Annotated in this window: 29 protein-coding genes and 2 pseudogenes; 21 read left to right on the top strand and 10 right to left on the bottom strand. The window is 59.8% G+C overall.

Annotation, left to right across the window (positions count from 1 at the left end; genetic code table 11):
• Positions 1 to 188 precede the first annotated feature (188 nt).
• From ATC00_RS17535 to ATC00_RS17500, 9 genes and pseudogenes are all read left to right on the top strand, one after another.
• Positions 189 to 1,214, top strand: coding sequence for a sulfate ABC transporter substrate-binding protein (locus ATC00_RS17535; protein WP_064253773.1), 1,026 nt, complete (start codon positions 189 to 191; stop codon positions 1,212 to 1,214).
• A gap of 87 nt (positions 1,215 to 1,301) precedes the next feature.
• Complete coding sequence (locus ATC00_RS17530) at positions 1,302 to 2,345, top strand: sulfate/molybdate ABC transporter ATP-binding protein (protein ID WP_064253772.1); 1,044 nt, start codon at positions 1,302 to 1,304, stop codon at positions 2,343 to 2,345.
• Positions 2,346 to 2,529: 184 nt separating this feature from the next.
• Positions 2,530 to 3,555 carry a sulfate ABC transporter substrate-binding protein gene (locus tag ATC00_RS17525; protein WP_064253771.1) on the top strand — a complete coding sequence of 342 codons (1,026 nt, stop codon included), beginning with the start codon at positions 2,530 to 2,532 and terminating at the stop codon, positions 3,553 to 3,555.
• Positions 3,556 to 3,561: 6 nt separating this feature from the next.
• Positions 3,562 to 3,648, top strand: a pseudogene (locus tag ATC00_RS32625) (molybdate ABC transporter permease subunit); the annotation flags it as partial.
• 255 nt (positions 3,649 to 3,903) lie between these two features.
• Positions 3,904 to 4,845, top strand: coding sequence for a sulfonate ABC transporter substrate-binding protein (locus ATC00_RS17520; RefSeq protein ID WP_064253770.1), 942 nt, complete (start codon positions 3,904 to 3,906; stop codon positions 4,843 to 4,845).
• A 32-nt stretch (positions 4,846 to 4,877) separates the two neighbouring features.
• On the top strand, positions 4,878 to 5,693 hold the full coding sequence (locus ATC00_RS17515) for an ABC transporter permease subunit (RefSeq protein WP_064253781.1): 816 nt from the start codon (positions 4,878 to 4,880) through the stop codon (positions 5,691 to 5,693).
• Positions 5,690 to 6,520 carry an ATP-binding cassette domain-containing protein gene (locus ATC00_RS17510; RefSeq protein ID WP_064253769.1) on the top strand — a complete coding sequence of 277 codons (831 nt, stop codon included), beginning with the start codon at positions 5,690 to 5,692 and terminating at the stop codon, positions 6,518 to 6,520. Before ATC00_RS17515 ends, ATC00_RS17510 begins: the two co-directional genes overlap by 4 nt.
• A gap of 143 nt (positions 6,521 to 6,663) precedes the next feature.
• Positions 6,664 to 7,284, top strand: coding sequence for an alpha/beta hydrolase (locus ATC00_RS17505; protein WP_064253768.1), 621 nt, complete (start codon positions 6,664 to 6,666; stop codon positions 7,282 to 7,284).
• Between the two features lie 338 nt (positions 7,285 to 7,622).
• Positions 7,623 to 8,078, top strand: a complete 456-nt coding sequence (locus ATC00_RS17500) for an RrF2 family transcriptional regulator (RefSeq protein WP_064253767.1) — start codon at positions 7,623 to 7,625, stop codon at positions 8,076 to 8,078.
• Positions 8,079 to 8,085: 7 nt separating this feature from the next.
• On the opposite strand, the gene ATC00_RS33570 is transcribed toward ATC00_RS17500, so the two are convergent.
• Both ATC00_RS33570 and ATC00_RS17495 read right to left on the bottom strand, forming a co-directional pair.
• Complete coding sequence (locus ATC00_RS33570; protein WP_234782345.1) at positions 8,086 to 8,259, bottom strand: hypothetical protein; 174 nt, start codon at positions 8,257 to 8,259, stop codon at positions 8,086 to 8,088.
• A gap of 168 nt (positions 8,260 to 8,427) precedes the next feature.
• A complete protein-coding gene (locus ATC00_RS17495) occupies positions 8,428 to 9,378 on the bottom strand; it encodes a TauD/TfdA dioxygenase family protein (RefSeq protein ID WP_064253766.1) in 951 nt (316 codons plus the stop codon).
• Positions 9,379 to 9,866: 488 nt separating this feature from the next.
• Between ATC00_RS17495 and ATC00_RS17490 the strand changes: the two genes are divergently transcribed.
• Genes ATC00_RS17490 through ATC00_RS17475 form a run of 4 tightly spaced genes read left to right on the top strand, consistent with a single transcriptional unit; the run spans position 9,867 to position 13,105 of the window.
• Entirely contained in the window at positions 9,867 to 10,148 is a 282-nt protein-coding gene (locus ATC00_RS17490; RefSeq protein WP_064253765.1) for a gamma-butyrobetaine hydroxylase-like domain-containing protein, read from the top strand.
• 15 nt (positions 10,149 to 10,163) lie between these two features.
• Positions 10,164 to 11,900 carry a fumarate reductase/succinate dehydrogenase flavoprotein subunit gene (locus ATC00_RS17485; protein ID WP_064253764.1) on the top strand — a complete coding sequence of 579 codons (1,737 nt, stop codon included), beginning with the start codon at positions 10,164 to 10,166 and terminating at the stop codon, positions 11,898 to 11,900.
• 13 nt (positions 11,901 to 11,913) lie between these two features.
• Positions 11,914 to 12,147 (top strand): 4Fe-4S dicluster domain-containing protein, encoded by a 234-nt coding sequence (locus tag ATC00_RS17480; protein ID WP_064253763.1) that lies wholly within the window; start codon positions 11,914 to 11,916, stop codon positions 12,145 to 12,147.
• Position 12,148: 1 nt separating this feature from the next.
• Positions 12,149 to 13,105 carry a HEAT repeat domain-containing protein gene (locus ATC00_RS17475; RefSeq protein WP_064253762.1) on the top strand — a complete coding sequence of 319 codons (957 nt, stop codon included), beginning with the start codon at positions 12,149 to 12,151 and terminating at the stop codon, positions 13,103 to 13,105.
• A gap of 21 nt (positions 13,106 to 13,126) precedes the next feature.
• Here the strand turns inward: ATC00_RS17475 and ATC00_RS17470 are convergent, their stop codons facing one another.
• On the bottom strand, positions 13,127 to 13,873 hold the full coding sequence (locus ATC00_RS17470) for a Crp/Fnr family transcriptional regulator (protein ID WP_064253780.1): 747 nt from the start codon (positions 13,871 to 13,873) through the stop codon (positions 13,127 to 13,129).
• 408 nt (positions 13,874 to 14,281) lie between these two features.
• Between ATC00_RS17470 and ATC00_RS17465 the strand changes: the two are divergent.
• From ATC00_RS17465 to ATC00_RS17455, 4 genes and pseudogenes are all read left to right on the top strand, one after another.
• Positions 14,282 to 15,693: pseudogene (locus ATC00_RS17465) on the top strand (ABC transporter substrate-binding protein).
• Positions 15,694 to 15,701: 8 nt separating this feature from the next.
• Positions 15,702 to 16,283: an ABC transporter permease gene (locus ATC00_RS17460; RefSeq protein WP_412458396.1), complete on the top strand. Its 582-nt coding sequence runs from the start codon at positions 15,702 to 15,704 to the stop codon at positions 16,281 to 16,283.
• Between the two features lies 1 nt (position 16,284).
• Positions 16,285 to 16,461 (top strand): hypothetical protein, encoded by a 177-nt coding sequence (locus tag ATC00_RS34075; protein WP_412458395.1) that lies wholly within the window; start codon positions 16,285 to 16,287, stop codon positions 16,459 to 16,461.
• On the top strand, positions 16,461 to 17,288 hold the full coding sequence (locus ATC00_RS17455; RefSeq protein ID WP_064253779.1) for an ABC transporter ATP-binding protein: 828 nt from the start codon (positions 16,461 to 16,463) through the stop codon (positions 17,286 to 17,288). The genes ATC00_RS34075 and ATC00_RS17455 overlap by 1 nt, the downstream gene beginning before the upstream one ends.
• Before the next feature lie 286 nt (positions 17,289 to 17,574).
• On the opposite strand, the gene ATC00_RS17450 is transcribed toward ATC00_RS17455, so the two are convergent.
• Together ATC00_RS17450 and ATC00_RS33845 are read right to left on the bottom strand one after the other, a co-directional pair.
• Positions 17,575 to 18,150 (bottom strand): shikimate kinase, encoded by a 576-nt coding sequence (locus ATC00_RS17450; RefSeq protein WP_082912397.1) that lies wholly within the window; start codon positions 18,148 to 18,150, stop codon positions 17,575 to 17,577.
• A 23-nt stretch (positions 18,151 to 18,173) separates the two neighbouring features.
• Positions 18,174 to 18,299 carry a hypothetical protein gene (locus ATC00_RS33845; protein WP_268801736.1) on the bottom strand — a complete coding sequence of 42 codons (126 nt, stop codon included), beginning with the start codon at positions 18,297 to 18,299 and terminating at the stop codon, positions 18,174 to 18,176.
• Positions 18,300 to 18,496: 197 nt separating this feature from the next.
• Here ATC00_RS33845 and ATC00_RS17445 point away from each other — a divergent pair, with 197 nt between their 5' ends.
• Positions 18,497 to 19,246, top strand: coding sequence for a DUF5131 family protein (locus tag ATC00_RS17445; protein WP_064253760.1), 750 nt, complete (start codon positions 18,497 to 18,499; stop codon positions 19,244 to 19,246).
• On the opposite strand, the gene tcmP is transcribed toward ATC00_RS17445, so the two are convergent.
• The 3 genes from tcmP to ATC00_RS17430 all read right to left on the bottom strand — a co-directional run bounded on the left by tcmP (position 19,243) and on the right by ATC00_RS17430 (position 21,844).
• Positions 19,243 to 20,391 (bottom strand): three-Cys-motif partner protein TcmP, encoded by a 1,149-nt coding sequence (gene tcmP, locus ATC00_RS17440; protein WP_064253759.1) that lies wholly within the window; start codon positions 20,389 to 20,391, stop codon positions 19,243 to 19,245. The genes ATC00_RS17445 and tcmP overlap by 4 nt on opposite strands.
• Positions 20,392 to 20,630: 239 nt before the next feature.
• Positions 20,631 to 21,356 carry a hypothetical protein gene (locus tag ATC00_RS17435; protein ID WP_153045238.1) on the bottom strand — a complete coding sequence of 242 codons (726 nt, stop codon included), beginning with the start codon at positions 21,354 to 21,356 and terminating at the stop codon, positions 20,631 to 20,633.
• A 62-nt stretch (positions 21,357 to 21,418) separates the two neighbouring features.
• Positions 21,419 to 21,844, bottom strand: coding sequence for a hypothetical protein (locus ATC00_RS17430; RefSeq protein ID WP_064253757.1), 426 nt, complete (start codon positions 21,842 to 21,844; stop codon positions 21,419 to 21,421).
• 262 nt (positions 21,845 to 22,106) lie between these two features.
• Here ATC00_RS17430 and ATC00_RS17425 point away from each other — a divergent pair, with 262 nt between their 5' ends.
• The 3 genes from ATC00_RS17425 to ATC00_RS17415 all read left to right on the top strand — a co-directional run bounded on the left by ATC00_RS17425 (position 22,107) and on the right by ATC00_RS17415 (position 23,885).
• Positions 22,107 to 22,628 carry a hypothetical protein gene (locus ATC00_RS17425; RefSeq protein WP_234782344.1) on the top strand — a complete coding sequence of 174 codons (522 nt, stop codon included), beginning with the start codon at positions 22,107 to 22,109 and terminating at the stop codon, positions 22,626 to 22,628.
• On the top strand, positions 22,600 to 23,334 hold the full coding sequence (locus tag ATC00_RS17420) for a hypothetical protein (RefSeq protein WP_153045237.1): 735 nt from the start codon (positions 22,600 to 22,602) through the stop codon (positions 23,332 to 23,334). The genes ATC00_RS17425 and ATC00_RS17420 overlap by 29 nt, the downstream gene beginning before the upstream one ends.
• A 74-nt stretch (positions 23,335 to 23,408) precedes the next feature.
• Positions 23,409 to 23,885 carry a hypothetical protein gene (locus ATC00_RS17415; RefSeq protein ID WP_064253755.1) on the top strand — a complete coding sequence of 159 codons (477 nt, stop codon included), beginning with the start codon at positions 23,409 to 23,411 and terminating at the stop codon, positions 23,883 to 23,885.
• Positions 23,886 to 24,827: 942 nt separating this feature from the next.
• Here ATC00_RS17415 and ATC00_RS17405 read toward each other — a convergent pair.
• The gene (locus ATC00_RS17405) at positions 24,828 to 25,151 is read right to left on the bottom strand and encodes a type II toxin-antitoxin system RelE/ParE family toxin (RefSeq protein WP_064253753.1); all 324 of its coding nucleotides are present in this window, start codon (positions 25,149 to 25,151) and stop codon (positions 24,828 to 24,830) included.
• The gene (locus tag ATC00_RS17400) at positions 25,151 to 25,432 is read right to left on the bottom strand and encodes a type II toxin-antitoxin system Phd/YefM family antitoxin (protein ID WP_064253752.1); all 282 of its coding nucleotides are present in this window, start codon (positions 25,430 to 25,432) and stop codon (positions 25,151 to 25,153) included. Before ATC00_RS17400 ends, ATC00_RS17405 begins: the two co-directional genes overlap by 1 nt.
• Between the last annotated feature and the right edge of the window lie 208 nt (positions 25,433 to 25,640).

Here is a 25,640-nt window from a genome sequence, read left to right as displayed (position 1 = left end):
CTAAATAGATTTGGCGAATTAACGTGCCGACGAATTTCGCCTGATCATCACGGCGAGAAAGATGATCTTGCTCTTGAGGATATGCGCACGTTGTTGATCGCGGACAAGCGCGGCAATCCGCCTTCATCTCTGCTTTCCCAATCCAGCGTTTGGGGCGTAGTTTCACCGGGCCAAGCATGGAGATCGAGATGAGAACGGATAGACTTGCCGGGCTCGTGAGACGGGCTCTTGTGGTCGGAGCTCTGCAGATTGGCTTAATCGGCTCCGCTCTCGCCGACACGACGATCCTGAACGTGTCCTTCGATTCGACGCGTAAGCTCTACAAGGAATTCAATGCCGCCTTCGCCGAGAAATGGGAGGCGGAGACCGGCGAGACGGTGACCATTGATATGTCACACGGCGGCTCCGGCAAGCAAGCGCGGTTGGTGATCGATGGCCTCGAAGCCGATGTGGTGACGCTGGCGCTCGAAGCCGATATCGACGCCATTGCTCAGGCGACCGGCAAGATCCCGGCCGATTGGAAGAAGCGGCTCGAAAACAACAGTGCTCCGTATACCTCGACGATCGTTTTTCTGGTCCGCGAGGGCAATCCGAAAGCCATCAAGGATTGGGGTGACCTTACGAGGGAAAACATTCAGGTCATCACGCCGAATCCGAAGACTTCGGGTGGCGCCCGCTGGAACTTCCTCGCGGCTTGGGCCTGGTCGCGTGCTGCCAACAACGGCGACGAGGCCAAGGCGCAGGAATATGTGACGCAACTGTTCAAGCGTGTTCTCGTTCTCGACACCGGCGCGTGGGGAGCGATGACCACCTTCGTCCAGCGCGGTTTTGGCGACGTGCTGCTCGCCTGGGAGAATGAAGCCCATCTCGCGCTTGAGGAACTCGGCCCAGACAATTTCGAGATCATCACCCCGTCGATCTCCATCAAGGCCGAACCGCCGGTGGCGCTCATCGATGGCAATGTCGACAGAAAGGGCACGCGGACTGTGGCGGAAGCCTACCTAAAGTTTCTCTATACCGATGCTGGGCAGAAGATCGTCGCCGAACATTACTACCGACCTTTCAAGCCAGAACTTGCCAATCCCGATGACATTGCCCGCTTCGCCGATCTCAAGCTGGTGACGATTGACGAATTCGGCGGTTGGAACGAAGCTCAGGAGAAATTCTTCGCTGATGGTGGGATCTTCGACCAGATCTACGAGCCGGGTCGATAGGATTCATGCCGGTCGACAGACGGCGAAGAGCTTCGCTACGGCGCCGCGACTGCTGGGCGCGGCAGGCATCGAAGGGACGAGACATTCATGGAAGTCCGCGTCGAGAACCTACGCAAGGAATTCGGTCGCTTTCCGGCGCTCGTGGATGTGACGCTGGATATCCACTCAGGCGAGCTGATCGCGCTGCTCGGCCCGTCCGGCTCGGGCAAGACAACGCTGCTCCGGCTGATTGCCGGGCTTGAAAGCCCGACCGAAGGCATGATCCTTTTCGGCACCGAGGATGCATCAAAGAAGACGGTGCAGGAGAGAAACATCGGCTTCGTCTTCCAGCACTACGCTCTGTTCCGGCACATGACCGTGCTTGACAACATTGCATTCGGTTTGAAGGTGCGGCCCAGCAAGAAGCGTCCGCCGGCCGACGAGATCCGCCGCCGGGCGATCGACCTCATAGAGCTGGTGCAACTCGCGGGGCTCGAAAGGCGCTATCCGGCCCAGCTTTCCGGCGGCCAACGTCAGCGAGTGGCTCTCGCCCGTGCCATGGCGGTCGAACCGAGCGTGCTGCTGCTCGACGAACCCTTCGGCGCGCTCGACGCGCAGGTCCGCAAGGAGCTCCGTCGCTGGCTGCGGGAAATTCACGACCGCACCGGCTACACGACGGTCTTCGTCACCCACGATCAGGAAGAAGCGCTCGAGCTTGCCGACCGCGTTGTCGTGATGAGCAAGGGCGTGATCGAGCAGGTGGGCACGTCGGACGAGATTTACGACCACCCGGTCTCGCCCTTTGTCTATGGTTTCATTGGCCAATCGAACTGCCTGAGCGTCAAATTGGCTGCCAACGAGGTCTGGTTCGAGGACAGGCCGATCGGCTTGCGGGCAGCAAACGAACCGGATGGATCGGCAACCCTCTATTTTCGCCCGCACGACGTCGAGCTCATCGAAGGATCTGGTGGCTGTCTCGCGGGCCGGGTGACGGCGAGTCGCCGCGTGGCGGGCACCCGCCATCTCGAATTGGAAATAGGTAAGGAACGATCTTCGGTTGAAATCGAGTTGTCGCCCGAGCGTGCGTCCTCCGCCGACCGCACCCGCATCGCGTTCCGGCCCACCAAGTGGAAGCTATTTCGCGGGGAGTAACAAGGATACGGCTCATGACGTCGTTCTCAGCCCAGTCGATCGTGCGCGAGCATCGTGCGATCCGAGGCAAGCAAGCAATTCCCCGGCTGATGTCAAAGAGGACACGCCATTTTCGATGGACAGCCTTCCTCGTCATCTGTCGTGTTGTGTCAGTCGATTATATCTACGCAACAAGGAGGTCGACATGCGTTCGAATAGACTTGCCGGAATAATGAAACTAGCACTTGTGGTCGGAAGCCTGCAGCTCGGCTCAGCCGGTATTGCCGCCGCAGACACGACAATCTTGAACGTCTCCTATGATCCGACGCGGGAACTCTACAAGGACTTCAACGCCGCCTTCGCGGACAAATGGAAGGCCGATACGGGCGAGACCGTCACGATCCAGACCTCGCATGGCGGCTCTGGCAAGCAGGCCCGCTCGGTGATCGACGGCCTCGAGGCCGATGTGGTGACGTTGGCGCTCGAAGCCGATATCGACGCGATTGCACAGGCGACCGGCAAGATCCCGGCCGACTGGAAGACCCGTCTCGAAAACAACAGCGCACCCTATACGTCGACGATCGTCTTCCTGGTCCGAAAGGGCAATCCGAAGGGCATCAAGGATTGGGGCGACCTGACCAAGGAGGGCATTCAGGTCATCACCCCGAATCCGAAGACCTCGGGCGGCGCCCGCTGGAACTTCCTCGCTGCCTGGGCCTGGGCGCGTGCTGCCAACAACGGTGACGATGCCAAGGCGCAGGAATATGTGACGCAGCTCTTCAAGCACGTTCCGGTCCTCGATACCGGCGCGCGCGGCGCAACCACTACCTTCGTGCAACGCGGCCTCGGCGACGTGCTGCTCGCCTGGGAGAACGAAGCCTATCTTTCGCTGGAAGAACTCGGCCCCGACAATTTAGAAATCGTCACCCCGTCGATTTCTATCAAGGCAGAGCCGCCGGTGGCCCTTGTCGACGGCAATGTCGACAGCAAGGGGACACGCAAGGTTTCCGAAGCCTATCTCAACTATCTCTACAGCGATGCCGGCCAGAAGATCGCCGCCAAGCACTATTACCGGCCGTTCAAGCCGGAGCTTGCCGACCCGAAGGACACCGCCCGCTTCGCCGATCTGAAACTCGTCACTATTGACGAATTCGGCGGTTGGAAGGAAGCTCAGCCGAAATTCTTCGCCGATGGTGGGGTTTTCGACCAGATCTACAAGCCGGGACAGTAATATCATATGGCCTTTCGCAGCAGCACGCGATGGCGGTTTCGGCAGCCGAGCGTCATTCCGGGTTTCGGATTGGCGCTCGGCGTCACACTGACGACCCATATTGTCCCCTCATCCAGGTGACCGCGGGCGATAGGTCGCGAAACGGCGCCGCTCCCCCCCATCCAGGCGCCAGCCTCCGACGAAAAATGTTATCCATTATTTAGATGAAATTAGTAGATTATTATTTGAGAGAGATGTCTTCGAGCCGGTAGGGTGACACATCGGCAATCTCCATTGCAGTTCCCGGTTCGCGGGGCCGTAAGTGGCAGCCTTGCCCGATCAGGTGCACTGGTTTTGGGAGACTTTTCGATGAACGCAGCTATACGGTACCTCGCAAAGATTGCCCTCGCCGGGGGTATCGCTCTTGGCCTCGCCACGGTTGCCGATGCGCAGGACAAGATCGTCAGGATAGGGTTCCAGAAGTACGGCACGCTCATTCTGCTGAAGACAAAGGGGCTGCTCGAGGAAAAGCTGGAGCCGCAGGGCTATACGGTCGAGTGGACGGAATTTCCCGCCGGACCGCAACTCCTCGAGGCGCTCAACGTAGGTTCCGTCGATTTCGGTACGACGGGTGAAGCGCCTCCCATCTTTGCGCAGGCGGCTGGTGCCCCGCTCGTCTATGTCGGCTATGAGCCGCCGGCCCCGGAAGCGGAGGCAATCATCGTCCCGAAGAATAGCCCGCTCAAAGGGGTTGCCGACCTCAAGGGCAAGAAGGTCGCGCTGAACAAGGGCTCGAACGTCCACTATCTCTTGGTCAAGGCGCTTGAGAAGGCAGGGCTCTCCTATTCCGACATAGAAGTTTCATTCCTGCCGCCGGCGGATGCGCGCGCCGCTTTCGAAAAGGGCGCCGTCGACGCCTGGGTGATTTGGGAGCCGTTCCTCGCAGCCGCCGAATCCGCTACAGGCGCGAGACAACTCGCGAATGGCACCGGCGTGGTGGACAACCACGAGTTCTATCTTGCTTCGCGGAACTTGATCAATGCGCATCCCGAGGTGGTCGATACCATTGTCGCGTCGCTTGGCGAGGTGGACACCTGGATCAATGCCAACCGCAGCGACGTTGCCGAGCAGTTCTCCCCGGCACTCGGTCTTCCGAAGGAGGTGCTCGAAGTCGCCGTCGAGCGGCGGCAATACGGCGTGAAGCCGATCACGCCGGAGGTAGTCGCCGCGCAGCAGAAGATCGCCGACGTGTTTCATGAGCTCGGTCTGATCCCGTCGGCGATCAAGATCGCCGACGCAGTCCAGAAGTGACCGCCGGCCGGGCCGGCGAGAAAGGCGTCCTGATGGCGACCCGTTTACCTCAATCCAGAAGCGGCGCGGCACTTACGTTCCTGGCTTCCTGGGCGCTGCCGCTGGGTCTTCTGGTCATATGGGAGATCGCCTCGCGCAGCGGACTATTGTCGATGCGTCTCCTGCCGGCGCCGAGCGCTGTCGCCGCGGCCTTTTTGGAAAGCGTGCGCAACGGCACGCTCCTGACGAACGCTGCGATCTCGACGGAACGGGCTTTGAAGGGCCTCATCATCGGTGGCGGGATAGGTTTTGCCCTCGGCATCCTGGCCGGAATTTCACGGCTTGTCGAAGTCGTGTTCGACACCTCGATGCAGATGCTCCGCAACGTACCGCATCTTGCCATCATCCCGCTCGTCATCCTGTGGTTCGGAATAGGCGAGGAGGCGAAAATCTTTCTCGTGGCCATCGGAACCGCCTTTCCGCTTTATCTGAATACATTCCACGGAATTCGCACGATCGACGTCCGCTTGATCGAGATGGCACGCGTTTACGGGCTCGGCCGCCTGGCCCTGTTCTGGCGGGTGATCCTTCCGGGCGCTTTGCCGTCAATCCTGGTCGGTCTGCGATTTTCCCTCGGCATTATGTGGTTGACCCTCATCGTCGCCGAGACGATCTCGTCGACCTCGGGTATCGGCTACATGACCATGAACGCGCGGGAATTTCTGCAGACCGATGTCGTCGTGCTCGGCGTCATCGTCTATGCGCTGCTCGGCAAGGTTGCCGATACCATCACCCGCCTGATTGAGGCACGCGCGCTCGCCTGGCATCCCGCCTATCGAATGAACCCAACCGGGGAAGCGACATCATGAGCGAGCCTGTATCCTATCTTCGTGTGCGTGGCCGGCCCCTTCTCCGGGAAGTGCCGGGTCCGACCGAGCGGACCGTCGTCAGCGAGCTGATTCCGCGGAAACAGGAGGAACGGCCGGAAAATGGGAAGACCGTGCTCCTCGACGGATTGTCGAAATCGTTCGCGAGCAGGCGAGTGCTCTCGCGGCTGAATCTGGAGATTCCGGCCGGCCAATTGCTGGCGATCGTCGGGCGATCCGGTTGCGGCAAGTCCACGCTTCTGCGTCTCATTGCCGGCCTCGACCGGCCGAGCAGCGGTGTGATTTCAGTGGGCGGTGCTGAGGTAAAGTCGCTTCAGTCGAATGTGCGGCTCCTGTTTCAAGATGCGAGGCTGCTTCCCTGGCATCGGGTAATCAGCAATGTCGGAATCGCTCGGACGAAGAATTGGCGCGATAGCGCCGCGGCGGCACTAGCCGATGTCGGGCTTGCGGATCGGGCAAATGACTGGCCGGCCGTTCTTTCGGGTGGCCAAGCCCAACGCGTCGCCCTCGCGCGCGCCTTGGTGAGCCGGCCGGGCGTCCTCCTGCTGGACGAACCATTCGCGGCTCTCGATGCCCTCACGCGCATGGAGATGCACCGCCTTCTGGAACGCATCTGGAACGAGCACGGCTTTACGACGGTCCTGATCACGCACGATGTCGCCGAGGCGGTCGCACTTGCCGATCGGGTGATCGTCCTGCGCGACGGCGGGATCGCCCTCGACATGCCGATCGACCTTCCCCGCCCGCGTCGTGGGGCGGCGGACACCGCAGCCGTCTCATTGCAGGCGCAAATTCTCGACGAGGTATAGGCGAACCATGGCCGCGTCGGCATTGGAAATGGACCCCAATCCGCTGCCAGTGACAAAACTTCGAGCGCTTCTCCACGGGCAGGTGGAAGGACTTGGCACGGCGGACGTAAGTGACAGGAACCGTCCCGAAGGAGGTTGCACGCATGAGGTCAGTGGTTCCGGACATCGAAACTCTCATACTTCCGGGGCTTAATGGATCGCCCGAAGATCATTGGCAGCGTCATTGGGCGCGGGACAATACGGACAGCCAAATTGTCGAGCAGGACAACTGGATCTGTCCCGATCTGGACAGTTGGATAGGGTGCCTCGAAAGCGCCATTGAAGCCAGCCCGGGCGGTATCGGGCTGGTCGCCCATAGCCTCGGCTGTGTGCTAGCAGCAAACCTTGCGAACCATCGCCTTGCATCACGCGTGCGTTGCGCACTGCTGGTGGCGCCATGTGACCTCGAAACGACGGAGGAGCTGCATCCCTGCGTGATCAACTTCGGCCGGATGCCACGTTCGCGACTGCCGTTCCCGAGCCTCGTCGTCGGAAGTCTCAACGATCCTTACATGTCCATGGAAAGACTACGCCTTACGGCCCGCTGCTGGGGGAGCGCTCTCATCGATCTCGGCGAGGCCGGGCATATCAACATTGCTAGCGGCTACGGGCGCTGGAAAGCCGGATATGGATTGTTCGGCCTTCTCAGGTCACCGCCGTTCTCGATGATGTACTCGCTCTCATCCGAACCCGGATTGCGACCGGGCTATGGTATGACGTGCTAGGTGACACGATTGCCTCAAAGTTCAGCGGGCAGCCCGCGTGCCAATTACGGACAAGCTCCGTCTTTACGACATTGATCCCGCGGCCAGAAGAATTTGGTCGGTATAGGTTTCAGGTTGAAGGCCTGCACCTTCTCGCACAAAGCGTCGGAGCGCGAATTTAGTCGCGACCGTCACGGCCGAGAAGCAGTATGCGACGGATCTCACCGACAACAGGGCGGCGGCGTTGGTGATCATTGTTCGGCCAGGGGCTTGCACATTAATTCACCAAATAAGAAATGATAGACGTCTCTGCGCGCGCACCCGGCGCGTGTACGATCGACACACATCCGAGACCCGCAATGCTTACGAAAAAAGGCAAGTACGGATTGAAGGCGCTTGTTGATCTGGCGCGCCTTGGTCCTGGAGAAACCGCGTTCGTCACGGAGATTGCGACGCGCAACGATATTCCGAAGAAGTTCCTCGACACCATCCTCCTGGAACTGCGCAACACCGGCATCCTGCGTTCGAAGAAGGGCCCCAATGGCGGCTATTCGCTGTCGAAGCCCGCCACGGAGATCATGATCGGCCAGGTGATCCGCGCGCTTGACGGTCCGCTTGCTCCGATCCGCTGTGCGAGCCGCACGGCCTTCGAAGCCTGCGACGATTGCAACGATCCGGTCGGCTGTCAGGTTCGCCTGTCGATGACAGAGGTTCGCGACGCGATCGCCACCATCCTCGACAACATGACGCTTGCGCAGTTCGTCTCGAAGGACCGGACGAAGACGGTCGAGGAAGCGCTCATCGCCGGCGAGTAAGCTCAGTTCACTCGGTAAACAGCATGCGCCCGAGCTCGGCGAGCAGGTGCCCGGTGCCGCGCGTGCCTTCCAACGGGAAGGCGATCTCGATGGTGGTCGCTAGCCTGCCCACGGCCGCGACTGCGGCGGGCGTGGAGTTCACCTGCGCGAGGTCGAGAGCCGTCGACGCGCTTCTCGCCAATGGACAGTCGCCGCCTGCAGGATCGTTACAGGCGATCGGGCAAGCAGAAGCGCATCGCGATTAAGGGCAAGCACGGCACGCTCGCCTCTCCGAACCGATAAAGTGCCGGCTCGCCGGTACGCACGACACGTCCCTCCGACTCAACGTCGCGGCATCGGTTGACCGGCTTCAGGACGCTGCGGTTGCCACCTTGACGCTGTCATCGTTTACGGGCTCAGGACGCCGGCGCGTGCGGCTCCGCTCGCCGGTCACCGAAACGGCTGGAGCGCCCTCGACCGTGACGCGTCGCACCAGTCGCTTTGCGTCGCCATAGTCATTGATGGCGTAGTGCTGCGTGGCGCGGTTGTCCCAGATCGCGACGTCACCCGCCCGCCACCGCCAGCGCACCGTGTTTTCGAGCTGTGTCGAGCGGTTCTGGAGGATTTCAAATATTCGCGTGGACTCCGCGGTCGATAGCCCTATGAGCCTCTTGATAAAGTGTCCGAGCAGCAGCGACCGTTCGCCGGTCTGTGGGTGCACATGCACAAGGGGATGCTCCGCCTCGAAGACGGAGGAGACGAAAACATTCTCGTGATGCTTCAGCCGCTCCTGGTCGATCGTCGGGCGGACCGCCGCGTAGTCGTAGTCGTTGCTATGGACTGCCCAGAGCTGTTCCGCCAATTGTTTCAGGGTAGGGGAAAGCTGCTCGTAGGCCGCCACTGAATTTGCCCAAACGGTGTCACCACCAAATTCCGGCACGATGACCGCACGCAGCACCGAAATCTTCGGGAAGGATTCGACGAAGGTCACGTCCGTGTGCCACGAATCGGCTCGGCCACCGCCGCCGGCAGAGTCGAGTTCGAAGATGCGCGTGCCTTGCGGTGCAGGAACAGTGGGATGCGCCACTACCTTGCCGAAAAGCCCACCGAAAGCCTCATGCGACGCATCGTCGAGGTGGTCCTGGTCTCGCAGGAAAATGACCTTATGCTTCAGGAGAGCCCGCTCGAGCTCTGCGAAGACGTCCGGGTCAAGCGAACCACCGAGCTTGACGCCCGTCACTTCGGCTCCAATCCGTCCAGCGATCTGCTTGATTCCGATCCGCTCGAACGGCTTGTCGAGAGCAACGACCTGTCCTGTCATGATGCTATCTCCTCTTGTTTGGCCGGCTGCGGACTACCCGCCACGGGCAGCCGCACGGCCTTGTCGATTGCTCAACGTTAGCTGCAACTATGTCTATAAATAAGGTAGATTATTCCGATCTTGCCCGGCATTCCGTCACGGAAATGATGGAACGTTCGCCGATTTTAGAACATCTTGCGATTGCACCCGAACACTGGTTGTCGGCAGCAACCTCGATGGGTCGAATGTGAATTCATTAGTGGAAGTGCTGTGTTCGATGGCAACATGATTGCAGCTCGAGGGCATTTCCGAAACGAACGACGCCGCTCAATTCTGCGCGCCGGCGTGCGGTCGATCACCGTGACGCCAGCAGTATGAGGCGCGGTAATTACATGCGGATTGACTGCGGGTCAGTGCATTCGATGATGCCGTAGCCAGCCCCTTGGCAATTTATTGCGTGTTTGCGCCTTCCGCGATTCTTAAGGTGGGGCGCACCATCAGGAAACGCCATGATCGCTCTCAGCCTCAAGATCAATGCAGCGCGCAGCAGCCTCGCCGTCACATGGGATGACGGGCTTGTGTCTGACATCCCGGCGCCAGTGCTGCGCGCCCATAGCCGCGCCGCGAGCCAGGTGCGCGCCGAGATCGAAGGTCGTGCCGCTTCATTCGAGGGGGTAACGCTTACGGGCGCTGAAGCAATCGGCGCCTATGCCGTGCGCCTGGTTTTCTCCGATGGCCACGACCGCGGCATTTACCCTTGGGAGTATCTGCGCGCGCTCGCCAGTTCATGAGTTCGAGGAAAGCAAATGGACAATTTTGTCGAAGGTCTAACGGAGGTTACCTGCGACGTGCTGGTGATCGGCGGAGGAACCGCCGGGCCGATGGCCGCGCTGAAGGCCAAGCAGAAGAACCCGGCGCTGAATGTGGTGCTACTGGAGAAGGCCAATGTTAAGCGGTCGGGCGCGATCTCGATGGGGATGGATGGTCTGAACAATGCCGTCGTGCCGGGTTATGCGACGCCGGAGCAATACACCAAGGAAATCACGATCGCCAATGACGGCATCGTCGATCAGGCGCCGGTGTATAAATATGCCTCGCGCTGCTACGAAATCATTGAGGAGCTCGACCGCTTCGGCATCCGTTTCCAGAAAAATGCCAATGGCGATTTCGATCTCAAGAAAGTCCATCATCTCGGCACCTATGTGCTGCCGATGCCAAATGGCGATACGGTCAAGAAGGCGCTCTATCGCCAGCTGAAGCGGGAGCGCATCCTTATTTCCAACCGCTTCATGGCGACGCGTCTATTGACGGCGCGCGAAGGGCGGATCGCCGGCGCCGTCGCCGTCAACACGCGCAGCGCCGAATTCCTCGTGCTGCGCGCCAAGACCGTGATCCTCTGCATGGGGGCTGCCGGCCGGCTGGGGCTGCCGCATTCCGGCTATCTCTTTGGCACCTACGAGAACCCGACCAACTCGGGCGACGGCTATGCCATGGCCTATCATGCGGGTGCCGCACTCGCCAATCTCGAATGCTACCAGATCAATCCGTTGATCAAGGATTACAATGGCCCCGCCTGCGCCTACGTCGCCGGTCCCTTCGGTGCCTACACGGCCAACAGCGAAGGTAAACGCTTCATCGAAAGCGACTATTGGTCCGGGCAGATGATGCAGGAGTTCTATAATGAACTGCAGTCGGGCAAGGGACCGGTCTTTCTCAAGCTCAATCACCTCCATCCCGACACGGTCGGCGAGATCGAGGAGATCCTGCACAAGGTCGAGCGTCCGTCGCGCGGAAGGTTTCATGAGGCGCGTGGCACTGATTACCGCGAGAAAATGATCGAGATGCACATTTCTGAAATCGGCTTCTGTTCCGGCCACAGCGCCTCGGGCGTCTTCGTCGACGAGTTTGCCCGCACGACGGTGCCCGGGCTCTATGCCGCCGGCGACATGGCGAGCGTTCCGCACAATTACATGCTCGGTGCCTTCACCAATGGCGCCGTCGCCGGTGAGCATGCCGCCGAGGTCGCGCAGGAGATTGATCTGCCGGACTATGATCCCGACTTCGTGCGGCTGGAGCGTGTGCGTGTGCTGGCGCCGACGCGGCGCGAGGATGGCATTCCGCCGAACCAGCTGGAATACAAGGCGCGTCGCCTCGTCAACGACTATCTACAGCCGCCCAAAGTGACGGCCAAGATGCAGATCGGTCAGGCGCGCCTCGCGGACGTGCGGGAGGATTTCGAAACGGCGCTAGTGGTGCGCAATGCGCATGAGTTGATGCGGGCGCTGGAGGTCTCCTCGATCCTCGACTGCGCCGATATGGCAGCACACGCCTCGCTTTACCGCACCGAGAGCCGCTGGGGCCTTTATCACCACCGCGTCGACTATCCGGACAAGGATGACGACAACTGGTTCTGCCACACGCTGCTCAGCAAGGTCGATGGCCGCATGACGTCGGAGAAGCGGGCGATCCAACCCTATGTCGTTCCGATCGAGACCGAAGAGCGGTCAGCCTACGACCGTCTCCGCGTCTTAAATCAAGCTTGACCAAGGAAAAGCCATGCCGCTTGCTCTTTCGCCCACCACCGTTCCTGTCGTCGTCGATGATGCCAAATGCATAGCCGACAAGGGCTGCACCGTTTGCGTCGATGTCTGCCCGCTCGATGTGCTCCGGATCAGCGATCTCACTGGCAAGGCCTACATGAAGTTCGACGAGTGCTGGTACTGCATGCCCTGTGAGACAGACTGCCCTACCGGCGCCGTTACCGTCAACATTCCCTATCTGTTGCGTTGAGATGAGTGCTTTCGATCCCTTTGAAGACTTTGGCGATGCCGAGGAGATTGCGGCCCGCCTTGCCGATGCCGACGCTGCCGTGCGCCGCCTCGCCGTCATAGATCTTGCCGAGGCTGCGAGCGCTGACGGGCTTCCCCATCTTCTTGCCGCAGTATCAGACAGCGATGAAAGCGTGCGCCTCCAGGTGGCCATCGCGCTTGCGGAGTTCGGAACTGTGGAGGCTGCCGCCGCGCTCGCGACGCTTGTCACCGATTTGGATGTGGCGGTGGCGCGGGCCGCGGCGGATGGGCTTGCGGAGGTGAAGGATGCCGGCGCGGCGCCTGTCATTCTGCCGCTTGCCTTCGATGACAACGCTTTCGTGCGTGCAGCCGGTTTTCGCGGGTTGAAGGGTCTTCGTTCGCAGGCAGCACTGGGCCCCGCGCTGGCGGCCATGAAGGATGAGAGCGCCGAGGTGCGAGCCGAAGCGCTTGGTGTCATTGCCTATCTCAAGCGGGAAGAAACCCTGCCGTCGCTCATCGCTGCCACCCGCGATGCCGAGGCGGCCGTTCGCGCCGTGGCAGTCAATGCCCTGTCGTTCAGCAATCAGGCTGCGGCGGCCTTCGCCGTCACCTCCGCGCTGCACGACGAGAGCTGGCAGGTGAGGGCGGCGGCTGCAGAATCGCTTGGCCGGATCGGTCATGCCTCGGCCATCGACGGCCTCGCCGTCGGCCTTTCGGACGATTATTGGGAGGTCCGGCAGAAGTGTCTGAACGCACTTGGCAGGCTGAAGGCTCGGACCGTCGTGTCGGAAATTGCAGCGCTGCTATCGAGCGACCTGGCTTCGCTGCGCAAGGAAGCGGCAGCAGCCCTCGGCGAGATCGCCGATCCGTCCTCGCACGCCGCCCTGATGGTGCACGTCTCGGATGCGGATCCCGATGTGCGCAAGACGGTGCGTTGGGCGCTCACCCGTTTCGTCTAGGCATCGTTTGAGAGCGCGGCGTCAGGCGCCGCGCTTCGAGACCATCTCCAGCAGCGCATGCGGCCGCTCAATGCGGATATGGCGCGCTGTTACCGTCACCACCCCCTCTGTCTGGAACCGCTTCATCATCATCGTCACCCATTGCCGGGTCGAGCCGACCATGGCTGCGATCTGATCGTGGGTGACCTTGGCGTTGATAATGATCGCCCGCCCGTCTCGCACGCCATGGAGATGGCCGAGATTGATGAGGAACTGCGCCAGGCGTTCGATGACGGAGCGGGTGCCGAGCATCTGCGCCATGGCCGAATAACACCGGCCCTTCGCGGCCAGTCCCTGCAGAAGACAGAGGGCGAAGCTTGGGAGCTCGACCACCAGCGTCTCCACTGCCGGCGCCGGCAGGAAGAGAATGCGACAGGCGCTGAGCGCCTCGCCGGACCAGATATGGGTGCCGCCGCCGGTCATTTCCGGGCCGCCGATGAAATGGCCCTTCGTCCAATAGGCAAGCGTGATCTCGCGCCCGGACGGCGCGGTGTAGAACACGCGAACGTCACCGGCCTCGATGATGAAGATGCCGCCGTGCTTGTCCCCTTGCGTAAAGATTGCCTCGCCCGTCGCAAAGGAAAGCTGGCGGCCGAGTGCCCTCAGCCGTTCCCATTCCTGTGGCTTGAGGGCATCGAGAAAGTGTGCCCCTTCGTCCAGTCCTTCAATGCTTTCGCTGAGAAAAAGCGCCTGGTCGCCAGGAAGGATGGCCGGTGCGGGCAAGTCGATAGAAGTCGTATGCTTTGGCCGTGCTACCCTTTCGGCGGTTACGCGGACGTCGAGGCTCACATCGGTCTCCTTCCAGGATCGTGATCCCCTTCAAAGTAGATATAATCTACCAATTAAGAAGAAAAATAATTGCGCCGTTGGGCCGGAACATGAAACATTGTCGCCGCTTCAGATTTCGGAGCGGATCGCTTCAAGTAATTGGTTTTACGAGAGGAACGAACTCGGTGCGCATCGCCGTGAGTTGCCGACTTCGCGTGTCCCGGCACTTCCCGCCTGCTGGCGCCTCGCAAGTAATTGCTTATTCCTTCCGGGCCGCCGCCTCATAAATTTCGCGACAGCAGCTCGGCGATCGACGCTGGGGTCAGGAGGCTTCAGTCGCCCAATTGCGGCAAACCAAGAGGTATGATCATGACTTTTCGCCTCCATCTGGCTGCGATCGCGCTCGCGGCCGCCGGCTTCTCTTCAACAGCCGATGCTGAAACCATCCGCGTTGCTATCGGCACGCAGGATACGACGATCAACACCGCCACGGGCGGCTTGCTGATCCGGGAACTCAAGCTCCTCGAAAAATACCTGCCGCATAACGGCAAGTACCGGGGCGTCGATTACGACATCCAGTGGAAGAATTTCACCAGCGGTGCACCGATCACCAATGAGCAGATCGCCGGCAAGCTCGATTTCGGCGTCATGGCCGACTTCCCCGGCTCCTTCAACGGCCTCGCCCATATCAACGCCGGCCGCAGAAGCCTCTTCATCACGCCGCTCTCCGGCAGTGTTGGCGGCAGCGGCAACGGCATCGTCGTGCCTATCGATTCTGAAATTCAATCGCTTGCCGAACTCAAGGGCAAGACGATCTCCGTGCCCTTCGCCTCCACTTCGCACGGCATGCTCCTGCGGGCCGTCAAGGCGGAAGGCTGGGACGCCGAGCGCGACGTCAAGATCATCACCCAGGCGCCGGAGGTCGCAGGCGCGGCTCTCAAGGCCAACCAGATCGAGGGGCATGCCGACTTCGTTCCATTTGCCGAACTGTTCCCGTGGCGCGGCATCGCCCGCAAGATCTACGACGGGTCACAGGCCAAGACGCCGACCTTCCATGGCGCGCTGGTCGATGCGGACTATGCGGAAAAATATCCCGAGATCGTCGTCGCCTACCTGCGCGCCGCGATCGAGGCCGATCAGCTGATCGCCAGGGAACCGGAAAAGTATAGCGAACTGATCGCCAAGGTGAGCGGCGTCGAGGCGGAGGTCGACTACCTCTTCCACGGGCCGCTTGGTCTCCAGACCCGGGACCTCACATGGAAGCCCGAGTATCGCCAGGCCGTCGGTACGGCCATCGAAACGCTCAAGTCCCTGAAAAGGCGGACCGCTCGCTTGATGTCGATAGCTTCATCGACGACCGCTTCATCCGCGCCGCCTTCAAGGCCTCGGGCCTCGACTATGAGGCTGCACTCAAGAACTATGCCCAGCTTTCACTCGAAGCCAAGGACGTGGCGACAGGCGAGACCATCGCCGACGCCAAGCGCGTTGCACAGCTCTGGATCTCGGGCGAGCCGCTTGTTCGCAGCTACGCGTCCCCTGAACTTGCGCTGAGTGCCTTCAGGGGGCTCGAGGCGGAAGGCAAGACCGTCCGCGTGTTCTACGCGCAGGATCGCGAAAGCGGCATCAAGCTCCTCGGCGCGCAGGCCTGGTTTGTGCGCACGGATGGCGGCGTGGTCGACGCCTTCCTGCTGAAGGACAGGGCTGACGCCTGGGCAAAGGCGCATGGCGGTGACGTGCTCGATTTCGACGCCGTCAAGGCATCGATCGTGGCCAGCAACTGAGGCTGGCCATGAGCACCCGTCCTCTCGGGCGCTGGATGCGCCGCGCCGGATCTCTTGCCATCTGCCTCATCGCCTGGCAGATGGCATCGGCCCTCAGGCTCGATCTCGGCGTCGTCACCTTCCAGAACGTGCCGGGACCGGTTGACGTCGCCGCGGCGGCGCTGGAGTTCCTACGTTCGCCGCGGCTTTACGACCATGTCTCCAGCAGCATTCGACGAGTGCTGGCCGGCTATGTCATCGCGGCCATCGCAGGCGTCGTGCTCGGCCTGGTCATCGGCCGGTCCCGCTGGCTTGGAGATATTCTTGAGACGCCGCTCGAGCTCTTGCGTCCCATCCCGGCCGTTGCCTGGATCCCGCTCGCGGTGCTGATGTTTCCGTCCTCCGAAGCATCGATGATCTTCATCACGTTCACGGGCGCCCTGTTCCCGATCCTTATCAACACCGTTCACGGGGTGGAAAACGTCGATCCTCGGCTTGTGGCTTCCGCCCTGAGCCTCGGCAGCACGCGAACGGCGATGCTTTTCGAGGTCATCATCCCGGGCGCTGCGCCGAACATCGTCACCGGCCTCGTCATCGATCGTGACCGCTGAGATGATCTCGGGTCAGTTCGGGATCGGCTACTATACCTGGGAGTCCTATACCTTGCAGAACTACCCCGACATCATCGTCGGCATGATCCTCATCGGTCTCATCGGCATGGGCAGCAGCGCGCTGCTCAAGGCGGCAGGCGCAGCACTTCTGCCCTGGCATGCGAAGGAAGGTAGATGATGAACAGCCATGACCGAAAGCTTCACGCACTGACCGGCCGCATCGAGGCGAGCAACGTTTCCATTCGCCTCGGCCACGGCAGCAACGCCTTCGAGGCGGTAAGCGACGTCAGCTTCGCGGTCTCGTCTGGCGAGTTCGTCTGCCTGCTCGGCCCGTCCGGTTGCGGCAAGTCGACCCTGCTCGGCGCGCTTGCGGGCCATATCGCTCCCGCCGCCGGACGGCTCACTGTCGACGGCGAGGTCGTGAGGGGGCCCGGACCCGAGCGCGGGATCGTCTTCCAGCACCATACGCTCTTTCCATGGAAGAGCGCGCGCAACAATGTCGCCTTCGGCCTCAAGATGCGCGGCGTGGGCCGCGACGAGCGGCGGCGCGAGGCCGAGCGCATGCTCGACCTCGTCGGCCTTTCCGGTTTCTTCGATCGGTATCCGCGACAGCTATCCGGCGGCATGCAGCAACGGGTGGAGATTGCCCGCGTGCTCGTCAACCAGCCCCGCCTGCTTCTGATGGACGAGCCGTTTGGCGCGTTGGATGCGCTGACGCGGTTGCGCATGCAGGAACTGTTGCTCGATATCTGGGAACAGTTCCGCAAGACGATCGTCTTCGTGACGCACGACATCGACGAGGCGCTGCTCCTCGCCGACCGCATCATCGTCATGCAGGCTGAGCCGGGCAAAATCCAGGAGGAGATCGTGGTGCCTTTTGACAGGCCGCGCGGAACGGGGATCATGGCTTCCGCAGACTTCGTGCGCCTCAAGCAGCATTGCCTGCAGCTGCTGCACAGCGATCGGCGCGCCGACACGCTCGCCCGCCTGTCGCCCTTGGGGTGAACAGGGGCGTCGGCGCGGTTGGGGGCCAGCACGAAGGTTTCCTCGCAGGCCGCGCCAACAGGAGTGAGCACACGGAGTAGTGAGATGATCGGCGGAAACCGACGCGCTCTGATGACGCGCGAGGCGGCTTTCGTAACGAGCGCGCAGGCTGCACGGGAGCGGACCTAGAATTTCCGCGCCGGCCCCCTCCGTCGATCGCTCGCCGACCAGGAGTATCGGGCCACGCTGTCCGTAATCGAGCCGCACCTCGGTCATGAAGATACTCTCTTCCGTCGCGGCCGGGCGGCTACGGCACGGCGTGAACGTTCAAATAGGACATCAAAGCCCGAATCGTTTCCGCCGCGACCATTTCGTGCGGGCCTTCGTCGGACACCACCGTGACGTCGGCCAGAGCATAAGTTGGGTAACGGTCATCGATCAATTTGCGCAGGGCGCCTTCGGGATCAGGCGTTTGCAGCAGCGGCCGGTTGGCACGTCGGCGCACGCGGCGGATCAAGACGTCGAAATCGGCCTTCAGCCAGATCGACACCCCCTGCTCCGCGACCCGCGCGCGGGTCTCGGCATTCATGAAGGCGCCTCCGCCGGTCGCCACCACTTTCGGCCCTTTGGCCAGGAGCCGCGCGAGCAACCGCCGCTCGCCGTCGCGAAAATAGGTCTCGCCGTGCCGGGCAAAGATTTCCGGGATCGTCATGCGGTGCGCCGCTTCGATTTCGGCATCGGCGTCGACAAAATTGAGCCCGAGCCGCGCCGCGAGAGGCCGGCCGACCGACGTCTTGCCCGAGCCCATCATGCCGATGAGCACTATGCAGCGCCCACCCAGAGCGGCGAGAAGAGCCGCTTTGGGTTGAGAATTGAGAGACATGTTCATGGCGTCCTAATAACCCACTACGAGGCCAGCCTCTGCTCCAGCCAGCGGCTGTAACGGGAAGCTCCGAAGCAGATGAAGAAATAGACGACGGCGACGACCAGATAGGCCTCGTTGTAGAAGCAGAGCCATTTTGGATCGGCCACCGCGGCTTACACCTTCTACAATCAAGGTTGTAGAGATTACACCTGATTCAAAGTTGCACACCTGCCCAAATAGGCGACGCCGTTACCCCAGGTGAGCAGAAGGCCAAGTTGCCCTTTGCTAAGTGGCCTTGGGCGCTTTCCTTTACGGCTTTGTTTACCAACCGTGATAGACTCCCCGAGCACCTCGGGAGCGTATGATGGCAGAGACGACTATCGAATGGACAGATGCAACTTGGAATCCGGTCGCGGGTTGCTCGATCATGAGTGCTGGCTGCACTAACTGCTACGCCATGCGCATGGCGGCGCGTTTGGAAGCAATGGGCGTCGAGAAGTACCGGGGCCTGACACGGAAGAGCGGCGGCCGCCCAAAGTGGACTGGTGCGCTTTATCTCGATGAGAACGCCCTCGAAATTCCCAAGACATGGTCTCGGCCACGGAACGTCTTCGTCAACTCCATGTCGGACCTATTCCATCCGGATGTCCCGGTCGACTTCGTCCACAAGGTTTGGTCCGTTATGGCGGAGACGCCTCGGCATACCTACCAGATTTTAACAAAGAGGCCGGACAGAATGGCTGCCATTCTACAGCATGGTTTCGATGTGCTGCCGAACGTTTGGCTCGGTGCAAGCGTAGAAGATGGCCGGGTAATTCACCGTCTGGACGAATTAAGGCACGTCCCTGCAGCCGTCCGCTTTGTATCCTTCGAACCGCTTATCGGTTCGGTTTCCGCAGGAAGTCTTAAGAGCATTCATTGGGCCATCGTCGGCGGCGAATCTGGCCCAAAGGCACGCCCCATGAACCCGGCGTGGATCGACGAAATCTTCGATATGTGCACCGACGCTGACATCGCCTTCTTCTTCAAACAGTGGGGAGGCCAAAATAAGAAGAAAACTGGGCGCTCATATCGCGGGAGAACGTGGGACAACATGCCGGCAATCGCGGCCTAAGTTCGCTCGATCCGATCCGCGTCGTCAGGCGTGCGGCGCTTAGAACCGTTCAGCCGCCACGTCTCCTTAATCTCACCTGCTTTTCCAAGCTCGACGCAAACTTGCTTGGCATCCGTTTTTCTCAACATGAATTTGTCCAGCATAGGTGGCCAGATTTCGGAAAATGGCTTGGGACAGGCTGGCAGTTGGGCGCGGAGCCAATCCTTTGCCTGGTTCCTAATATTCGCGATCTGGACCTCCATGGAAATCTCAGCCATGGAGGCCATTTCCTCTGCTCCAAAGAGACCAGCTTGCCCCGTCTTATTCTCGCGAATTTCCTCGCGAGCCGCTGCCCGCCGCATACCGTGATTTTTCAGCGCCGCGTACTCTTCGTTGCGATAGGCTGCCAGTCCTTCCGGGCTTCTCGTCCCATAGACAATGTAGAAGTGAGTACGATCCGATATTTTTTCGATAGGGGTGCTGAGCACATATTCAAATTTCCCCGCCTTCCGAAACTGTTCGGTAAAGAGGGCCATCAGCGCCTCTTCTCTTGGCAGTGAAAGATCGAGGCGCTCCTTCCAGTTGGCACCGAGTATCCCGTCGAACGACGCCAGAGTTGCTGGGTCTGAGGAGGCGGTAAATCGATTTACGAAGTCGAACATGAAGTTGAGAAGCACTTCACCTGGGGCGTGCTCAAAAATCGGCTTTACCTTGTCGAACTCGTAGCCAGTCCATCCAGTCGGATCGATGAAAGTGAGAGCAAACGAATTAGCCATTGTCTTTTGGATATGGCCGACCGCGTTTTCAAACTTCCCGTTGAACGTTTCGATAAAGAAACCATTCGCTGGATCGTGATGCGATGCCACCGCTGCCTGAAGTTGGGCAAATGAATCTCGGTTCTCTTCAGCGAAGAAGCACTTGATACGGGGTCGCTTCCCCGACTGGCGAACCTTCGCCTGCGCATCCTTCAACACCTGGACCGCGATCATGAAAGACGAGTCAGAGTGATCCGGCGTCTTTGACTGCCAAGGCCCGGAGAAGCCGTCGATATACGCGAGGGTGCCCCAGCCTCCATGAAGCGTTTTGAAGGCCAGTGTCTGCAGATACCGCCGCAGGATGAAATGCTTGGCTTCAGTCTGCTCACGGCCCTGATATACACTTGTCATCGACGAATCCCGGCTTGGTATTTGTTTCAACCTAAGACTGTTACTTGATTCCGCCAATACACTCCGGAGTAAGGCGTCTCCTTTCCAGATTTTATCGACATCCGATCTGCGAAAACTGCGTCAATATGGCAGCGCTATTTCAATTCGCTAGAGTGATTTCGGTCATTCGGCGATAGGCATGGCCTGTCGACGCCTGCAATGACAGGCTCGGCGGGGAGATCGGCCATTACCTTCTTCCCCTATAGCCCCAAGCGCTTCTTGGCCGCCCGTTGATCCTTCACGCACTGCTCGACGCCTTCCCAGTAGTCTCCGAAGGTTTTGCGGCAGAACTTCATGATCGGATCGGCCTCCGTAGCATCGCGTCCGACCTGGGCGTTCTTTTCTCCGAACACGAACTTCGTTCCGCTCTTCTGCAGGACTGCGCAGGCGAGGGCGTCTGCCTTCGTCGGCTCCTTCATGCACTCGCGCATGACGTTCTTTTTCCATTGCTTCGCTTGCTGGGCACCGAGACCAGGTTCGTTTTCGCCCGTTAGGTCGGTTTTCCATAAGCCAACTTCATGGATTTCTGTGAAGCAGATCAGAGCGAACTCCTTGCTCGACATCTTCTCGCAGCGCTTCGCCAGTCTCTTCTCGTCATACTGGATGCAGCAATCGGCATCCTTTGCGAAGACCTTCTTGCATTCCGCCGCCGCTGGCTGGATGTCGAGGATGGCTTCGCAGGTCTGCTGTTGATCTTCTCGCTGGTTCTCCTGCGCGGAGCCTGGCCCCCCGAAAAAAACCAGCATCGTAACCAGAAACCATCTCAGGGGTGCCATAGCTTTCCTCGCATCCTGTCGCGTCGATCGTGTCAGGCAAGCATAGGTTTCACCTGCAAATCCAGCGTTAACACCGCTGGTAGTGAAGCTGATGGCCCTTGGGTTCCAATCCGAGATATGCGGATTTTCAATCCTGAATGCCGATAACATTCCTTATCGGTAGCCAGCGAGGAACGCGTTAGATTCGGCCTGCAACGCCAACGATCGATGGCCTAGGTCAGCGTTTCGAACCTGTGCCAAGCCTCTCTAAAATGCGGCTGGTCATATGCGGATGGCTGGAGCCAGATCGAGGCCGCACCATTTCTGCTCTTCGCCGGATCGCTGTGGTGGCAAAGCTCCTTGACCTCTTTAAGCGACATGATGAAACAGATCGGAGCCTCGGTTTTAGCCTTGATCGTGATGATCCACCAATCCGACCTCAGGTTGGCGAGATTTGCGCCAAGCCCAACGGGGTCGCGCTTCGTCAGCCCTTTGCTTTGAACTCCGAAAAACATCGTTTCGTTATCGTTCGAGCAAAACAGGTCGCTGCCTTTGGCATTTCTGGAAGTCAACATGACGTTCCAGCCCCTACGGGACAATTGCCATGCCGAATAATGCATGGCAGTGTTGCCCGTTACCTGTGATGACTTTACGTCCATGCTCCACTCCCGACTGCTAGCGACGTCGGTAAGTGTCTACCCGAGATTTATAAACGGCCACCATATTGCAACAGGCCGATTTCCCCGCAGCGACCGGGCGCGACGCCAGTGTCGGAAATTGGATTTGCTCTCAGGGACACGTGCCGCCCGCTGAGGCGCATTCGCGTGCCGGACCGCCAAAGTTGGCGATGCAAGGAACAAAGGCGAATTGCCCTGACGTTTACGGTGCGTTACAAACTACCGTTGATTGCGAGGGGGCTGCATGAGACGAAGCATTTCAGTTGTGGCGATTGCCGTTTTCATTGCTGGAGTTCAGTCAGCGAACGCGATCGACATCGAAAGTCTGTTCGGACACACCGTTCGGATCGAGGGCGAATACCCTGAGCGCGCCTTGAAACTCGATGATCGCGAATTGCACCGCAATGCCATTCTCCATTTCGACGAACTGGTCATCGTGGACAGCATTCCGGCATTAATCGGCAGCAGTTCGAATGGGGGCAATGCCTGCGACGCCAGCCCTTTCGTTATTTCGTTCTCGACTGGCGGCAAGCCACGTTTTGATGGCCCGATCGAGGGTTGTGCACAAATTGGACGTGAGGTCTTCGAGGACAAGGTCGTATTCTCGACCAACAACATCCCAGGGAAGGGTCGGGAGCAATGGTCCTGGACACCTGCCGGCGGCCTGAAGGAGTTGGGCGTCGTGGCATTTGTCCCCGAAGACCAATCGGGCTGGCAAGCGCTGAGGGAACGCGCTTTTGAGCACCCTTCCGCCTGCGATCTTTGAGCCGTATGGCGATCAAGTGATGGTCGCCAAGCCAGTCCGCGGTTGGTCGCGGCGCAACAAAAGGCTCGCGGCTCTAACATGGAACTCTATTCACCCGAAGGCCAAGGGTTATTTATCTTCTCAGCAGGCTGTTTTCCGTATCGCGAATGGCGACATGAAAGCCTACATCCGCGCACTTATCGACGGTGACCAGCTCGATGAATGGCACAACCGTCCCGATTGGAGAGAACGCCTCGGCGAAGACAAAGGCAAGACGCTCGGCCGCAACGTGGAACTATCCGACTTCGCTATTACGCGGATGATGCAATCGATAAGGGACACCGTAAAGAACTCCAACGGTCAGCAGGTCCTGAAGATTCTAAGGGACAAAAAACTCCTCTGCTCGGAAGCGGCGCACCTGGCTGAGCTCATTAAAGAACAGCAGGGGTTATGCGCTATCACGAAGCTGCCGATGCATCTCGATGGCAATGAGAACATTGACTTCGACATGCTCGCCTCTGCGGATCGGATCGACAGTAACGGTCACTATGAGATCGGGAATGTCCAGCTCGTCTGCCGTTTCGTGAATTTCTGGAAGTGCGCGCAGGAGAATGGGCGGTTTCTCAATCTGTTGGAAAGGGTCATTGCGCGACGTGCGGAGTTGGCGAACGCAAAGGACGGATTTGCGTGGGAAACGGCTCACCTCGAACCCGAGGCGGCATCCTAGTGCGCGGGAAATTAAGCGCGGTGACGATTCGCGCGTTAGGGTCGTGTTGTCGCGTGTCTGGGGGAGGGGGTGCGATGCTGAGATTATCTGGGTTAGTCTGTGCGATGCTTCTGGGGTCATCGGCGGCTCAAGCTGACTGGCAGTATACACGCTGGGGCATGACCGAACAGGAAGTCGTCGCGGCTTCGGAAGGTCAGGCGCGTAAGCCTAAGAGACCGGATACCTATGAGGGCGGCAGCCCGCTGCATCTGCTGGAGGCACCTTACAAAACTGGCGATTTCGCATTCGTGGCCAAGTTCAACTTTGACAGGTTTCGGAGACTGGAAACCGTGAAACTACAGCTGCGAAACATACATAGCTGCCCCGCACTGCAGGGCACACTGTCAAACATCTACGGCCCGCCGAAAGTCTCTACGACCTCATTGGGACGATTTGCGAAATGGTGGGATTCCGATAACGGCAACGTGCTGATCCTTTCCGACTATCCAGGAATGTGGTGTTACGTCCAGTATTCGGTTTACAAGAGGCCCGGGGAAAAGGGTGGCTTGTGATGTGGAACCGTCATTTGGAAGGACGACTACCGTCGTGACTCTGTACTGCCCCGGGGGGAGCACGCCATTAGTCCATCCCCGAGCTAGGAGGAAGCCAGCCGCCGTCGGGCGGCTAACCGTTTTCCGCGTCTTCGCGAACCCAGTTCCAAATAAACACCGCCATTTTCGTCCGCTTCCTACGGTTTGATCTCCCGACTGGCAACGGAGGCGGCGGGCCGTCGGTGCAGAGCAGCCATTCCCCATTCCCACCCCATTCCCAAATTCGACCACCAGGCTTTCGATCAAAGCCCGCTCGTCATCAAGATCGTCTTGGTAGATGAACTGCCAGTTGGCGCGATAGAGCGCCCATGCGGTTCGATGGACCGAGCGGCATTCCTCTGCCAATACAGGCTGGCGAGGCCGGGGAAGTCCGCAGGCACGACCTCCGATGTCGTGCCCTTATCGGTAGTCAAAATCGAGGTCTCTCGGAACCCCTGGGGAGCTTAATCCAAACGCCGAAAAGTGAAACTTTCGAGAGATTTCCTGGGCTTACGATAACCGCTGATTGCTATGAGAATTTGGGAATACAGGGGGCCAAATTCATGCGTGCAGTTGTGCAGCCGCTTGGAGAAATATCTGCCTTTCGGGGCCCGCCTCTAGCCGGGTCCAACCTCTACGGCGTCATCGCGGGGCGGCGGCGCTCCTTCTCGGTTTCCTGGCGGCGGCCACCCTTGGCCTCCGAAGCGACGTCACCAAGGCGCTCCTTGGCTTCGGCTATATTCGCGGACGCTGCAAAGCGAAAAGTGAGAGTTCGCGATCGGCCCCGATGCTGATGGGGCTTCTCGGCAATGCGCCGGCCGGCCGGAAGCCGGAAAGGTGCCGGCATTCACCGGTGCGGCGGTCCCGCAAAGGTCTCTGCGGATGGTCGATGAATGGTGATCGCAGGCAGGCCACTTGCAGGAGTCAGCGGATGAGCCTTCGCTCGAGAAAGGTCTGCATGTCGCGGCGTCCGTCCACGACGCAGTAGACGACGACGTCGGTGCCCATGATGCGGTAGATCATGCGCCATGGCTTATGATGCAGTTCCCGGTATTCGGCGAGCCCGATACTCTCCAGTTCTTTCGGAATGTTTCCGCGGGCGGGGAACTCTTCGAGATCGGCGCAGGCGGTTTCGATTTCCTTCAAGATGCGCTCTGCCGTTTCAGTGCCGTCGCGACCGGCGATGAACCGGTAAAGATCCTCGATGTCGCGTTCCGCGTCCTCGGCGAAAAGAACACGGTACGGCATCAGGACTGGCTGTCAGCCAGACGTTTGCGAATACGGGTGAAGGATTCGGCAGCAGGCCGCAGCTTGCCCTCCTCGACCTGCCGGTTGGTGAGCGCCAGCACCTTCAAGAGCGCTAGCGTCTCCTGCGTTTCTTCGTATTGACCGACGTCCTGAAGGATCGCTTTCGCCTCGCCGTGAAGGGTAATGACAACGGGCTGAGGATTATCCTTCAACGTCCGGATGATCTCGGGCGCATGCGCCTTGAGATAGCTGATCGGCCTTACCTGTTCTGACAATTTCATGCGGGTTACTCCATTGGACCACAATATAGATCAACAAATGGTCAATTGTAAGGTCTGCCACGACACCGTGGATCGTCATTTCCAGCGCGCGACCTCCCATTTCCGCCGCGGCTGCTTTTTTCCTCGCTATGCCTGCGAAAGAGAATGTCATTTCTTATAATGAGGTTTGTCTACTGATTTTATGGACTAATGCAACCAGCAAGCGGAT

Source organism: Sinorhizobium americanum (assembly GCF_001651855.1).
In the GTDB taxonomy this organism is placed as follows: domain Bacteria; phylum Pseudomonadota; class Alphaproteobacteria; order Rhizobiales; family Rhizobiaceae; genus Sinorhizobium; species Sinorhizobium americanum.
Note: the sequence above shows the minus strand (reverse complement) of the source record. Positions and strands in the feature narration are given on the sequence as shown.

Excerpts from the sequence above, each read along its gene's own strand:
- ATC00_RS34075 (WP_412458395.1), top strand. The coding sequence starts at position 16,285 with ATGATCTCGGGTCAGTTCGGGATCGGCTACTATACCTGGGAGTCCTAT.
- ATC00_RS17415 (WP_064253755.1), top strand. The coding sequence starts at position 23,409 with ATGCTGAGATTATCTGGGTTAGTCTGTGCGATGCTTCTGGGGTCATCG.
- ATC00_RS17505 (WP_064253768.1), top strand. The coding sequence starts at position 6,664 with ATGAGGTCAGTGGTTCCGGACATCGAAACTCTCATACTTCCGGGGCTT.
- ATC00_RS17400 (WP_064253752.1), bottom strand. The coding sequence starts at position 25,432 with ATGAAATTGTCAGAACAGGTAAGGCCGATCAGCTATCTCAAGGCGCAT.
- ATC00_RS17490 (WP_064253765.1), top strand. The coding sequence starts at position 9,867 with ATGATCGCTCTCAGCCTCAAGATCAATGCAGCGCGCAGCAGCCTCGCC.
- ATC00_RS17525 (WP_064253771.1), top strand. The coding sequence starts at position 2,530 with ATGCGTTCGAATAGACTTGCCGGAATAATGAAACTAGCACTTGTGGTC.
- ATC00_RS17500 (WP_064253767.1), top strand. The coding sequence starts at position 7,623 with ATGCTTACGAAAAAAGGCAAGTACGGATTGAAGGCGCTTGTTGATCTG.
- ATC00_RS17480 (WP_064253763.1), top strand. The coding sequence starts at position 11,914 with ATGCCGCTTGCTCTTTCGCCCACCACCGTTCCTGTCGTCGTCGATGAT.
- ATC00_RS17475 (WP_064253762.1), top strand. The coding sequence starts at position 12,149 with ATGAGTGCTTTCGATCCCTTTGAAGACTTTGGCGATGCCGAGGAGATT.
- ATC00_RS17495 (WP_064253766.1), bottom strand. The coding sequence starts at position 9,378 with ATGACAGGACAGGTCGTTGCTCTCGACAAGCCGTTCGAGCGGATCGGA.
- ATC00_RS17535 (WP_064253773.1), top strand. The coding sequence starts at position 189 with ATGAGAACGGATAGACTTGCCGGGCTCGTGAGACGGGCTCTTGTGGTC.
- ATC00_RS17515 (WP_064253781.1), top strand. The coding sequence starts at position 4,878 with ATGGCGACCCGTTTACCTCAATCCAGAAGCGGCGCGGCACTTACGTTC.
- ATC00_RS17485 (WP_064253764.1), top strand. The coding sequence starts at position 10,164 with ATGGACAATTTTGTCGAAGGTCTAACGGAGGTTACCTGCGACGTGCTG.
- ATC00_RS17510 (WP_064253769.1), top strand. The coding sequence starts at position 5,690 with ATGAGCGAGCCTGTATCCTATCTTCGTGTGCGTGGCCGGCCCCTTCTC.
- ATC00_RS17520 (WP_064253770.1), top strand. The coding sequence starts at position 3,904 with ATGAACGCAGCTATACGGTACCTCGCAAAGATTGCCCTCGCCGGGGGT.
- ATC00_RS17405 (WP_064253753.1), bottom strand. The coding sequence starts at position 25,151 with ATGCCGTACCGTGTTCTTTTCGCCGAGGACGCGGAACGCGACATCGAG.
- ATC00_RS17430 (WP_064253757.1), bottom strand. The coding sequence starts at position 21,844 with ATGGACGTAAAGTCATCACAGGTAACGGGCAACACTGCCATGCATTAT.
- ATC00_RS17530 (WP_064253772.1), top strand. The coding sequence starts at position 1,302 with ATGGAAGTCCGCGTCGAGAACCTACGCAAGGAATTCGGTCGCTTTCCG.
- tcmP (WP_064253759.1), bottom strand. The coding sequence starts at position 20,391 with ATGACAAGTGTATATCAGGGCCGTGAGCAGACTGAAGCCAAGCATTTC.
- ATC00_RS17455 (WP_064253779.1), top strand. The coding sequence starts at position 16,461 with ATGAACAGCCATGACCGAAAGCTTCACGCACTGACCGGCCGCATCGAG.
- ATC00_RS17450 (WP_082912397.1), bottom strand. The coding sequence starts at position 18,150 with ATGTCTCTCAATTCTCAACCCAAAGCGGCTCTTCTCGCCGCTCTGGGT.
- ATC00_RS17445 (WP_064253760.1), top strand. The coding sequence starts at position 18,497 with ATGGCAGAGACGACTATCGAATGGACAGATGCAACTTGGAATCCGGTC.
- ATC00_RS17435 (WP_153045238.1), bottom strand. The coding sequence starts at position 21,356 with ATGTTATCGGCATTCAGGATTGAAAATCCGCATATCTCGGATTGGAAC.
- ATC00_RS17460 (WP_412458396.1), top strand. The coding sequence starts at position 15,702 with ATGAGCACCCGTCCTCTCGGGCGCTGGATGCGCCGCGCCGGATCTCTT.
- ATC00_RS17425 (WP_234782344.1), top strand. The coding sequence starts at position 22,107 with ATGAGACGAAGCATTTCAGTTGTGGCGATTGCCGTTTTCATTGCTGGA.